This is a genomic window from Kitasatospora sp. NPDC058243 (assembly GCF_042882025.1).
GTDB lineage: Bacteria > Actinomycetota > Actinomycetes > Streptomycetales > Streptomycetaceae > Kitasatospora.
In genome coordinates this window covers 1-11,750 of record NZ_JBHVWW010000014.1, presented here as the reverse complement: position 1 = coordinate 11,750, position 11,750 = coordinate 1, and the positions used below count along the sequence as shown (strand labels likewise).

Annotated in this window: 13 protein-coding genes; 5 read left to right on the top strand and 8 right to left on the bottom strand. The window is 72.2% G+C overall.

Annotated features, from left to right (window positions below):
- Positions 1-134: 134 nt before the first annotated feature.
- The 8 genes from ACFVX9_RS12440 to ACFVX9_RS12405 all read right to left on the bottom strand — a co-directional run bounded on the left by ACFVX9_RS12440 (position 135) and on the right by ACFVX9_RS12405 (position 7,152).
- Positions 135-779 (bottom strand): MerR family transcriptional regulator, encoded by a 645-nt coding sequence (locus ACFVX9_RS12440; protein ID WP_063350204.1) that lies wholly within the window; start codon positions 777-779, stop codon positions 135-137.
- A 237-nt stretch (positions 780-1,016) separates the two neighbouring features.
- A complete protein-coding gene (locus ACFVX9_RS12435) occupies positions 1,017-1,493 on the bottom strand; it encodes a bifunctional nuclease family protein (protein WP_063350203.1) in 477 nt (158 codons plus the stop codon).
- 122 nt (positions 1,494-1,615) lie between these two features.
- Positions 1,616-2,308, bottom strand: a complete 693-nt coding sequence (locus tag ACFVX9_RS12430; protein WP_208869207.1) for a MerR family transcriptional regulator — start codon at positions 2,306-2,308, stop codon at positions 1,616-1,618.
- A 179-nt stretch (positions 2,309-2,487) separates the two neighbouring features.
- A complete protein-coding gene (locus tag ACFVX9_RS12425) occupies positions 2,488-3,369 on the bottom strand; it encodes an FHA domain-containing protein (RefSeq protein WP_079136055.1) in 882 nt (293 codons plus the stop codon).
- Between the two features lie 226 nt (positions 3,370-3,595).
- Entirely contained in the window at positions 3,596-4,729 is a 1,134-nt protein-coding gene (locus ACFVX9_RS12420; protein ID WP_387981517.1) for a DUF881 domain-containing protein, read from the bottom strand.
- Entirely contained in the window at positions 4,713-5,045 is a 333-nt protein-coding gene (locus tag ACFVX9_RS12415) for a small basic family protein (RefSeq protein ID WP_030062488.1), read from the bottom strand. Before ACFVX9_RS12415 ends, ACFVX9_RS12420 begins: the two co-directional genes overlap by 17 nt.
- Positions 5,042-6,133 (bottom strand): DUF881 domain-containing protein, encoded by a 1,092-nt coding sequence (locus tag ACFVX9_RS12410; protein WP_387981516.1) that lies wholly within the window; start codon positions 6,131-6,133, stop codon positions 5,042-5,044. Before ACFVX9_RS12410 ends, ACFVX9_RS12415 begins: the two co-directional genes overlap by 4 nt.
- Before the next feature lie 257 nt (positions 6,134-6,390).
- Entirely contained in the window at positions 6,391-7,152 is a 762-nt protein-coding gene (locus ACFVX9_RS12405; RefSeq protein WP_380380745.1) for a PP2C family protein-serine/threonine phosphatase, read from the bottom strand.
- A 158-nt stretch (positions 7,153-7,310) separates the two neighbouring features.
- On the opposite strand from ACFVX9_RS12405, the gene ACFVX9_RS12400 reads away from it, so the two are divergent.
- The 5 genes from ACFVX9_RS12400 to ACFVX9_RS12380 all read left to right on the top strand — a co-directional run.
- Positions 7,311-8,453, top strand: coding sequence for an LLM class flavin-dependent oxidoreductase (locus tag ACFVX9_RS12400; protein ID WP_380563322.1), 1,143 nt, complete (start codon positions 7,311-7,313; stop codon positions 8,451-8,453).
- On the top strand, positions 8,450-9,073 hold the full coding sequence (locus ACFVX9_RS12395) for an FMN reductase (protein ID WP_387981513.1): 624 nt from the start codon (positions 8,450-8,452) through the stop codon (positions 9,071-9,073). Before ACFVX9_RS12400 ends, ACFVX9_RS12395 begins: the two co-directional genes overlap by 4 nt.
- A gap of 309 nt (positions 9,074-9,382) precedes the next feature.
- Entirely contained in the window at positions 9,383-10,417 is a 1,035-nt protein-coding gene (locus tag ACFVX9_RS12390) for a Dyp-type peroxidase (protein WP_380380739.1), read from the top strand.
- A gap of 28 nt (positions 10,418-10,445) precedes the next feature.
- Positions 10,446-11,243 carry a family 1 encapsulin nanocompartment shell protein gene (locus tag ACFVX9_RS12385; protein ID WP_363371484.1) on the top strand — a complete coding sequence of 266 codons (798 nt, stop codon included), beginning with the start codon at positions 10,446-10,448 and terminating at the stop codon, positions 11,241-11,243.
- Between the two features lie 244 nt (positions 11,244-11,487).
- Positions 11,488-11,750, top strand: a 263-nt coding sequence (locus tag ACFVX9_RS12380) for an electron transfer flavoprotein subunit beta/FixA family protein (RefSeq protein WP_387981511.1), incomplete at its 3' end; no start/stop codon positions are given.

Here is an 11,750-nt window from a genome sequence, read left to right as displayed (position 1 = left end):
GGAAGCGCAAAAAACCCTCTTTCCCCGTGCCAAACCCCCCCCCCCCCCCCTCCGCCCCCCCAACAAAAAAAAAGGAGGGGCCCGGGGCCTGGGCCGTCCCCCCCCCGGCCCCCCCGGCCTCGTCAGTTCTGCGGTCAGACCGCCCGGTTGCGCCGCTGGGCCAGCTCGTCCGACGGGTCGTGGCCGACCAGCGTCTCGCCGGTGTCGGTGCGCTCCGCGTGCAGCCGCCCGAGCGTGAGCTCCAGCTCCCGCCAGACCACTCCCACCGCGATGCCGAACACCCCCTGACCGCCCTTCAGCAGGTCCACCACCTGCTGCGGCGTGGTGCACTCGTACACCGTGGCGCCGTCGCACATCAGCGTCATCCCGGCCAGGTCGCCCTGCTCGGCCGCCTGCAGATGGGCGACCGCCACCCGGATGTTCTGCAGCGAGACGCCCGCGTCGAGCAGCCGCTTCACGATCTTCAGCAGCAGGATGTCGCGGAAGCTGTAGAGCCGCTGGCTGGTGGCCGGGTACGCCGAACGGACGCTGGGCTCCAGCAGTCCGGTCCGGGCCCAGTAGTCCAGCTGGCGGTATGTGATGCCGGCCGCCGCGCAGGCCGTCGGACCGCGGTAGCCGATCAGTTCGGACGTCGGGGCCAGCCGCTCGATGGCGGGCTGGCCCGGCTGCACGGCCGGGAACCTGCCCACCCGGGGCAGGTCCGTCACGGTGCGAGCGGTGCGCGGCAGGTGCACGGCACACAGGCCTCCCACGGCCGTGCCATCGCCGGTGCTGCTCATGCCTGCCTCCGTCCACTGGTGCTGCGGGCAACCCGAACTGCGGGCATCGGTCACCCGGACAGCCACTCCTGACGGTAGGCAGTCCCCTATGACCCGTCAACGATCGCCACGCCGGGCCAGCCAAACCACATCACTCAGGAGAGTGGTTTTTCGTGCCCCTAGTGTGGGTAGGTCGACGGTTTTTGGCAAAACGGCAAGCCAAACAACGGCCTGACCTGTAGAGAAATCCGGTCCGCGCTACTGCGGACCGCTGCCCCCGAAGTCCTCGGGCGACACCTGGTCGAGGAACTCGCGGAACTTCTCGACCTCGTCCTCCTGCTCGTCCGGGATCGCGATGCCCGCCTCGGCGAGCACCTCCTCGCTCCCGTAGATCGGAGTGCCGGTGCGCAGGGCCAGCGCTATCGCGTCGGACGGCCGGGCGCTCACCTCGACCCCGCCGGTGAAGACCAGCTCGGCGTAGAAGACGCCCTCCCGCAGGTCGGTGATCCGGACCTCGGTGAGCTGCTGCCCGAGCGCCTCCAGGACGTCCTTGAACAGGTCGTGCGTCAGCGGGCGGACCGGCGTCATGCCCTGCTGGGCGAAGGCGATCGCGGTCGCCTCGCCGGGACCGATCCAGATCGGCAGGTACCGATCGCCCCCGACCTCCCGCAGCAGCACGATCGGCTGGTTGGAAGGCATCTCCACTCGGACACCCACGACGTCGAGCTCATTCACACAGGCAACCCTATGGCTCAGGCCCCGGATATGAAAGCGCAGGGCCGACGCCCCTGGTCAGCGCGGTGCACCGCGGTCAGCCGGGGCCCTGGGCGGACAGCCGCAGGAACCCCGCGGGGACGCTATCCGCGGCCGCGCAGACCGGCCTGGACCATCGCCGCGTGCAGCCGCACGGACAGTGTCGCCAGCTCCCGCGCAGTGGCCTCGGCATGGGCCCTGGTCTGCGGGTTCCGGTGCCGGCGCAGCGGCGCCACCACCTGTTCCACCAGCGCGATCTCCCGGTCCGCCGCGGCCTTCATGGCCCGCAGGTGCCGCGGTTCCAGCCCGTACCGGCCGAGTTCCGCGACCAGCCGGGCCACCTGCAGCGCCTCGCCGTCGTACCCGCCGTCCGGGCCCGGCGCGACCAGACCGTAGGACTCCCACTCGGAGAGCTCGCGCTCCCCGGACTCGGCGGCCGCCAGCAGTTCGGCACGCCCCAGCCGGACTCCGGACGGGACGTCGGCCGAAGCCCCCAGCTCCCGGTCCGCCTCCTCCACGGGTCCGGGCCGGGTGTCGGCGGACGGCAGCGCGGGCGGTGCCTCACCGCGCTCGATGGCGTCCAGGTGCTCGCGGATCACCCGCAGCGGCAGGTAGTGGTCGCGCTGCATCCGCAGGACGTAGGCCAGCCGCTCGACGTCGGCCGGACTGAACTTGCGGTACCCCGAGGGCGTGCGCTGCGGCTCGACCAGGCCCTCCGCCTCCAGGAACCTGATCTTGGAGATGGTGACCTCGGGGAAGTCGTCGCGCAGGAAGGTCAACACCGCGCCGATGCTCAGCAGCTCGTCACCGCCGCGCCGCCGCCCACCCGGCCGGTCCGGGCGGATCGGCTGCCTGGGGCCCGCGACCACCCCGCGCCCGCCGCGGTCCGCCTGCGGACCGGACGATGCGGGGGTGGCCGCCCCGAGAGAAGATGAAGGGGTATTCGTACTCACTCGGGCTCCTACCGACGTTGGGTTCAGTACCCCCGGTTGTGGCCGGCGAAGAACACCAGCCGGTACTTCCCGATCTGCACCTCGTCACCGTTGTTCAGCGACACCTCGTCGATCCGCTCCCGGTTGACGTAGGTGCCGTTGAGGCTGCCGACGTCCGCGACGCTGAACCCGGCCCGCGTCCGGCGGAACTCCACGTGGCGCCGCGAGACCGTGACGTCGTCCAGGAAGATGTCGCCCTGCGGGTGACGGCCGGCCGTGGTGACGTCCGAGTCCAGCAGGAAGCGGCTGCCCGAGTTCGGACCGCGCTGGACGATCAGCAGGGCCGAGCCCGGCGGCAGCGCGTCGATCGCCGACAGCACCTCGGCCGACAGGGCCGGCGTGGCGCCGGTGCCGGTCGTGGTGTTGGGGTCGTACGACTCCAGGCCGGAGATGGAGATGGTCGACGTGGTCTCCGCCGCCCCCTCCGGAAGCAGGCCACCGCGCAGGGCCGTACCGCAGTTGGAGCAGAACCGGGCCGCGGCCGGGTTCTGGTTGCCGCACCTGGGGCACGGAGTGGGGCCAGCCATGTTCACAGCCTCCTGGCGCGGCACACCCGACGGGTTGTGCCCGGCGTACGGGTCCGGGGCAAACCCTCCACCAGAGCTTGAGGGTCCTGACTGGAAACCTATGCGCGGGTCGCCGGAAGGGTCAACCGACGCGCCGTAGCCCACCGGATTCCCGGCGTACTGGGCGGCCGCGCCGTCCCGGAACAGCTGCTGCTCGGCGTACGCCGCCCCCTCGGGGGCGGGGCGCATGCCCGGCACGGCGGCCTCGTCCTCGGGCCGGCGGTGCCGCGCGGTGGGCGCCTCGACGGAGGCCGCGCCACGGCCCTTGTTACGACCGAACAACTTCGAGAAGAAACTCACGGGCGAATCCCCTTGCGTGTGACAGACCCGCCCGCGGGGCAGGGTGAGAACCTCGGACAGGCTGCGGGCCCGGTTGCGGACCGGGCCTGCTGGAGTGGTACTCCGACGGTCGGTACTGCGATTGGTGCTCCGGTGCGTGCTGGTACGACCCAGTCTCGCCCACGCGACGGCGGCGCCCCGCACCGGGTGCCGCCCGCGGGTGACGGGCTGTTCGTCGGGCGCCCCGTCACTTCGAAGCCGGCTTGGCGTACTGCGGCGTCTTCAGATCCACGAGGGCGTCGACGACCACCTTCTGCTGCTGGGTGATCGTCGCCCGAGCCTGGTGACTCTCCAGAGTACGGACGACACCCCCCGGGATGTTCAGCGCGGGTGTCAGATCCTGCGGGTTCCCCACGACGGTGAACCGATAGGGCTGCGAGACCTTCTTCCCGTCGATCTGCACCCCGCCGCCCGACACGTCGGTGAAGTAGGTGTTGACCACCACGCGCACATCGTTGATCTGAATCGCCTCCGCCCCCGCCGCTCGAAGTTCTTGCAGGGTGTCCAGCAGCATATCTGCCTTCACCTGCCCTTGGGGATCATCGACCGTGAGTACGATGCCCGGACCAGTGGCTTTGACGGTACCGGCGAGCACGCCGAGCTCCGTCGCCTTCTTCCTGGTTTGTTCCTGGGCCTCCTTGGCCTGGTTGGAACTGTTCTCCAACTTGGCCAGGGACTGCTCCAACTCCGCCTTCTCCTGCTGAAGACGCTGCTGGCGGCTGTCCAGTTCGTCGAGGATGCGCACCAGGTCCTCCTGGCGGGCCCCGCGGAGCTGGCTGTGGTGGTCGTTGGTCGACCGCACCTGGATCGCCAGCCCCAGGCCGAGCGAGAACAGCAGCAGCGCCACCACCAGCTGCCCGCGCGACATCCGCGGCGGCCACAGGGCCGCCTTGAGGCGCCGCCGCCCCGCACTGCGGTCCACCGCTGCCGGCTCCGCCACGGGCTCGGACGCAGGCTCGGACTCAGACGCAGGCCCGAGTTCAGACACAGGCCCGGGCTCAGGCGCCGCGGCCTTCGCGAGCCGCACCACGGGCGCGGGCGCCGCCTCCGCATCAAGCTCAGGCTTAGCGTCAGAGTTCGCCGCAGCCCGCTCCTCGGGCTCCTCCACCGCCGCTACGGGCCCCTCGGCCCTCTCCGGCTTCTCGGGTTCCTCGGTCTGGTCGGCGTGCCGGACCTCCCCGGCCCCGTCCACCGGCTCAGCCGGGCCCGCCTCGGCCGCCGACTCCGGCCCCGGCGACTCGGCGGCCCGCTCCAACGCCTTCCCGCCGCCGTCCGCGTGCTCCTCCGCCGCCCCGCGGCCCGGCTCAGGCGCGGAAGACATGGCGCCGAATCGCGGCCGCGTTGGAGAAGATGCGGATGCCGAGGACGACGACCACACCCGTGGACAGCTGCGAGCCGACGCCCAGCTGGTCACCGAGGAAGACGATCAGTGCCGCGACCACCACGTTCGACAGGAACGAGACGATGAACACCTTGTCGTTGAAGATCCCGTCCAGCATCGCCCGGACGCCGCCGAACACGGCGTCCAGCGCCGCCACCACCGCGATCGGCAGGTACGGCACGACGGCGTCCGGCACCTCGGGCTGGACGAAGAGTCCGACGACCACCCCGATCACGAGACCCAGTACGGCAATCACGGTCTAGCTGCTCCTGTCCCTGCGGACGACGACCCGGTCGGGGCCGTCGTGGACGAGTGGGCTGTCGTGGTCTTCGCGGACCCGCTCGGCGTACGCCGCCCGGTGCCCGCAGACGGTGAAACGGACGCGCTCGGACTCCCGGAGGTTCCGGCGGTGGGTGACGGCGTCGGGGTGACCGAAGCCGCCGACGAGGACGCCGGGGGCGAGGGCTCGGACGTGACCGGCTGGGCGGTCCGCAGCGTCACACCCACCGCGGCCGGCAGCGTCAGGCTCTTCTGCGCGGACATGGTCGACTTGATGCCGTACTTCTCCTGGAGCAGCCGCAGGTACTGCCCGGCCATGTCGTTCTCGAAGGCGGTGAGCAGCTTCGGCCCGTCGCCGATCGCCTGGATGTTGTACGGCGGGACGAGCGGCCGGTTGTCCACCAGCACCGCCTCGCCCGCGGCCCGGATCGCCGAGAGCGCGGTGAGCCGCTGGCCGTTGATCGCCACGGCTTCCGCGCCGGATCCCCACAGGCCGTTCACCACCAGCTGGAGGTCGCGGTCCCGCAGCCGGCCGCTGTTGGAGAAGCCCTGCCCGGCCCGCGGGTCGACGTTCCCCCCGCCACCGGTCCCCGCCGCGTCCTCCAGGACCAGCTTGACGCCCGGCCCCGCGACCTCGCCGAGGCCCACCGCGCCGGTCAGACCGCCCTCGTCGCCGTCGCCCGTGGCGAGCGCCTGCTGCTGCGTGCTCTCGACCTTGCGCCGCAGGTCCTGCACCTGCTGCTGGAGGTGGTCGGCCGAGCCGTTGGTGTCGTTGATCCGGTGGATCAGCGCGTCCCGCTCCTTGGCCAGCGTCGGCTCCGCCTTGTGCGCGTTCACCGCGCCGACCGTCACCACGACCCCGGCCAACGCCAGCCCGGCGCCCAGCGTGAGCAGGCCTCGGACCGTCCTGGGTATCCGGCTGTCGTGGTCTCCGCCCCGCGCCGCGGCCGCCTCGGCGTAGCCCTCGTCGAGGCTGTGGTCCATGACGTTGGTCAGCAGGGACATCGAGGCGTCCGGACGGTTGTACCGTCCGTTCGGGGCACTCGGCGTCGGCGTCGCTGGCATGCGGACCATCGTCCCACGTCGGCGAAGGGGCCCACGCACACCCCCTGAGCTGCACACACGACACAAAGTGACGGATCATTGCGAACAGTGTGAAATCGGACAGCGGGGCGCGCGGACCATGCCACGCGCCCCCACCCTCACGGACCTCTGCCAATCCAGCCCGCGTCTTTCCCCCCCCTCCCCTCCTACCCCCACCCCCCCCCCCCCCCACACCTCTCCCCCCCCCCCCCCTCCCCCGGGTCCGTGCCCGCTGGCGGCTACTCGCCGATCCGGACCAGCGCCAGGGTGATGTTGTCCGGCCCGCCGGCCGCGATCGCCGCCTTCCAGAGCTCGAACGCGGCCCTCCCGTCGGCGCGGTCGGAGCCGTCGTGCGGCCGGGCGAGCAGCGCGGCCAGCTCCTCCTCCGGCACCGGGTCGGTCAGGCCGTCGCTGCACACCAGGTAGCGGTCGCCGGCGGCCAGCGGTGCGGCGCGCACGTGCGGCTCGACGAAGGTCAGTCCGAGCGAGCCGCCCAGGGTCTGGGTGACCACCGAGGTGGTGCGCCGGCCGGGCGGCAGTGGCGGGCTGTCGTCCACGCTCACCCGGTGCAGCCCGTCCGGGGTGACCTGGTAGACCCGGCTGTCGCCCACGTTGAAGGCCACCGCCCGGCCGGGCAGCAGCACCAGGCCGGCCACCGTGGTGCCCATCGCGGCGAGCTCGGGTTCGCCGGCGGCGGCCGCGTACACCGCCCGGTTGCAGTCCTGGAGTTCCTCCCGGACGGCCTCCTCGCTGTCCAGTCCGGCGCCGTCGGCGGCCAGTCGGCGGGCCACCAGGGCGCTGGCGACCTCGCCGCCGGGGTGGCCGCCCAGGCCGTCCGCCACGGCGACCACGCAGGGCGGGCCGAGCGGGAACAGCAGGGTCTGCGGGTTGCCGGTCACGGTGGCGCAGAGTGTCCACGGCCCGACCGTGAGGCTGTCCTCGTTGTGCTGCCGCACCAGGCCCTCGTGGCTCAGCGCGCTCACCGCGATGTACGTCGCCATCGGTTCGCCGCCCTTCCGGAGCTCCTCCCTCAAGTGTGGGCGGGAATAACGATCCGCACCCGGGTGCTAAGGTGGTTGAAAGTTTAACGATCTGCCCCGAGAACCCCGTGCGCCCCGAGCGCCCGGGCGAGGGGCCGACCTGGAGTGTGGTGAGCAGCATGCAGTTCGGAATCTTCACCGTCGGCGACGTCACCCCCGACCCGACCACCGGCCGCACCCCGAGCGAGCACGAGCGGATCAAGGCCATGGTGGCCATCGCGCGCAAGGCCGAGGAGGTCGGCCTCGACGTCTTCGCGACCGGCGAGCACCACAACCCGCCGTTCGTCCCGTCCTCGCCGACGACCATGCTCGGCTACATCGCCGCGCAGACCGACCGCATCATCCTCTCCACCTCGACCACGCTGATCACCACCAACGACCCGGTGAAGATCGCCGAGGACTTCGCGATGCTCCAGCACCTCGCCGACGGCCGGGTGGACCTCATGATGGGCCGCGGCAACACCGGCCCGGTCTACCCGTGGTTCGGCAAGGACATCCGCCAGGGCATCCCGCTCGCGATCGAGAACTACGCGCTGCTGCACCAGCTCTGGCGCGAGGAGGTGGTGGACTGGCAGGGCCGCTTCCGCACCCCGCTGCAGTCCTTCACCTCCACCCCGCGCCCGCTGGACGGCGTCGCGCCGTTCGTCTGGCACGGCTCGATCCGCAGCCCGGAGATCGCCGAGCAGGCCGCCTACTACGGGGACGGCTTCTTCGCGAACAACATCTTCTGGCCCAAGGAGCACTTCCAGAAGCTGATCGAGCTCTACCGCGAGCGCTACGCCCACTACGGCCACGGCACGCCCGAGCAGGCGTACGTCGGCCTCGGCGGGCAGGTGTTCATGCGGCGCAACTCGCAGGACGCGGTGCGGGAGTTCCGCCCGTACTTCGACAACGCGCCGGTGTACGGGCACGGGCCCTCGCTGGAGGAGTTCACCGAGCAGACCCCGCTGACCGTGGGCAGCCCGCAGGAGGTCATCGAGAAGACGCTGGCCTTCCGCGAGTCCTTCGGCGACTACCAGCGCCAGCTGTTCCTGATGGACCACGCCGGCCTGCCGCTGAAGACTGTGCTGGAGCAGCTGGACCTGCTCGGCGAGGAGGTCGTGCCGGTGCTGCGCGAGGAGTTCGCCAGGAACCGCCCGGCCGCGGTGCCGGACGGGCCGACGCACGCCGCGCGGGTCGCGGCCCGCAACGAGGAGTCCGTCGACGGGGAGTCCCTCGGTGGGAAGTCCGTCGGCGGGGAGACCATGGAGGTGGCCAAGTGACCGCGTACCGGCTGGTGGTGGTGAGCGCCGGGCTGAGCAAGCCGTCCTCGACCCGGCTGCTGGCCGATCGCCTCTACGATTCGACGGTCCGTCAACTGTCCGGTGGTGGGCGACAGGTGGACGTTACGGTGGTCGAACTGCGCGACCTGGCCACGGAGATCGCCCACCACTTCGTCACCGGCTTCCCCGGCGCGGCGCTGCGCGGGGCGATCGACGCGGTGACCGGGGCGGACGCGGTGATCGCGGTGACGCCGATCTTCACCGCCTCCTACAGCGGCCTGTTCAAGTCGTTCTTCGACCTGGTCGACCACGACGCGCTCACCGGCAAGCCGGTGCTGATCGCCGCCACCGGCGGCACGCCCCGGCACTCGCTCGCCCTGGAGCACGCCGTCCGGCCACTGTTCAGCTACCTGCGCGCGGTGGTGGTGCCGACCGCCGTCTACGCGGCCACCGACGACTGGGGCGCGGCGGGGGACGGGCTCACCGACGGCCTCCCGGGCCGGATCGACCGCGCGGCGGGCGAACTGGCGGCCCTGCTGGCCGGCCGCGGCCCGGCGGCGCCGGCGCTGCCCGAACAGGTGGTGCCGTTCGCCGAGCAACTGGCGGCCCTGCGCGGCTGACAGCCGGGGTGGAAGGGGCGGGCGCGTGACGGCGCGTCCGCCCCTTCCGCGTGCCCACCGGCCGCGGGCGCCCCCGAACGGCCTCGGCGGACGGCGCGTCCGGGAGGGCCGTTCGGGGGAGTGCCGCCCGCGCCGAATGGTCCGCTATGGGGTGTAATCGTACGCATGATCAGATGTCCGCTGGTCCGTCACGCCGCTGGTCCGTCACGCCGTCGGCCCGCCCGGCCGGCGGCAGCCGCGGCACGCTGACCACCGGCCATGAGCGGGACGCCGCCCGGCCTCCCGCGCCACCGTGGAGGAACCCTCGCCATGCAGGCCGAACCGCAAGCCGTGCTCTCCCCGCTGACCAGCGCGGCGGTCTTCCTGGTCCTCACCGTCGAGCCCGGCGGCGAGGACGCCGTCCGCGACCTGCTGCCCGACCTCGCCGGGCTGCGCCGCGCGGTCGGCTTCCGGGCCCCCGAGGGCGGCCTCACCTGCGTCACCGGCATCGGCTCGGACGCCTGGGACCGCCTCTTCGACGGCCCCAGGCCGGCCGACCTGCACCCCTTCCGGGAGGTGGCCGGCACCCGCCACCGGGCCCCGGCCACTCCCGGCGACCTGCTGCTGCACCTGCGGGCCGCCCGGATGGACCTCTGCTTCGAGCTGGCCGGCCGGCTCACCGGCCGGCTGGCCGGGGCGGCCACCGTGGTGGACTCCGTCCAGGGCTTCAAGTACTTCGACGACCGGGACCTGCTCGGCTTCGTCGACGGCACCGAGAACCCCGAGGGCCGGGCCGCCGAGACCGCCGCCGTGGTCGGCGCCGAGGACCAGGCCTTCACCGGCGGCAGCTACGTCATCGTCCAGAAGTACCTGCACGACCTGGACGCGTGGAACGCGCTGAGCGTCGAGGACCAGGAACGGGCGGTCGGCCGCACCAAGCTCACCGACATCGAGTTCGACGACGACGCCAAACCGGCCGACTCGCACGTCGCGCTCAGCACCGTGACCGGGCCTGGCGGCGAGCAGCGGCAGATCGTCCGCTACAACATGGCCTTCGGCTCGTTCGACCGCGGCGGCGAGTTCGGCACCTACTTCATCGGCTACGCACGCGATCCGGAGGTGACCGAGGAGATGCTGCGCAACATGTTCGTGGGCCGCCCGCCCGGCACCACCGACCGGCTGCTCGACTTCTCCACCGCCGTCACCGGCTCGCTGTTCTTCGTCCCGACCGCCGACTTCCTCGGCGCCCCGCCGCCCGCGCCGTCGGCGCCCCCGGTGCGGTCGGCGCCGCCCGCTCCGCCCGCGCCGAGTGCTCCCCCCGCGACCGGCTCGCTCGGCATCGGCAGCCTGCGCGGCACGCCCTGAACCGGACCTCCCGACAAGGACCCGCACCATGAACAACCTGCACCGCGACCTCGCCCCCGTCTCCGCCGCAGCCTGGGCGGAGATCGAGGAGGAGGCCCGCCAGACCTTCAAGCTCCACATCGCCGGCCGCCGCGTGGTCGACCTGAACGGCCCCGACGGCTCCACCCTCGCCGCCGTCGGCACCGGCCACCTGACCGGCATCGAACCGCCCGCCGACGGCGTCCAGGCCCACGCCCGCGCCGCCCAGCCGGTGGTCGAGCTGCGCGTCCCCTTCACCGTCCGCCGCGAGGCCGTCGACGACGTCGAGCGCGGCTCCCGCGACTCCGACTGGCAGCCGGTGAAGGACGCCGCCCGCACCATCGCCCTCGCCGAGGACCGCGCCGTCTTCGAGGGCTACCGCGCCGCCGCCATCGAGGGCATCCGGGCCGGCTCCACCAACCCGCCGGTCCGGCTCCCCGAGGACGTCCGCGAGTACCCCGAGGCCGTCAGCCGCGCCCTCACCGCGCTGCGCCTGGCCGGCGTCGGCGGCCCCTACTCGCTCCTGCTCGGCGCGGACACCTTCACCGCCGTCAACGAGACCAGCGACCACGGCTACCCCGTCCACAACCACCTCGCCCGCCTCCTCGACGGGGACATCATCTGGGCCCCCGCCATCGAGGGCGCCCTCCTCCTCTCCACCCGGGGCGGCGACTTCGAACTCTTCCTCGGCCAGGACGTCTCCGTCGGCTACCTCTCCCACGACGCCGACACCGTGCGGCTCTACCTCCAGGAGTCCCTCACCTTCCGCGTCTACACGGGGGAGGCCGCCGTGGTGCTGGCCGCATGAGGGCGCTGAGGGCGCCCTGAGGCCCAGCGCACACCGGGAAGGGTACTGAGTTCCTTTACCAGGGGTACTGAGTGCCGTATCCTCTTCGTGGAGCCTCCGACACCAGTCGAAGAGCGCCGACACGGTATGCCGGTCCAGGTGGCGCTCAGGGCGCGCAGGGCGCGGCCGGGCCGGGATTGGCACTCAGTACCCTCGGCATGACGTGAGGCCATCGACCAGTGCGACCGTGACAGGAGAACCACTCATGAGCTTGAGGATCGTCGTCTGTGTGAAGTACGTGCCGGACGCGACGGGTGACCGTCGGTTCGCGGACGACCACACCACCGACCGGGAGGGTGTGGACGGCCTTCTGTCGGAGCTCGACGAGTACGGCGTGGAGCAGGCGCTGCGGATCGCGGCGGCGAACGAGGGTGCCGAGGTGACGGTGCTGACGGTCGGGCCGGACGATGCGAAGGACGCGCTGCGCAAGGCGCTGTCGATGGGTGCGGACAAGGCCGTGCACGTGAA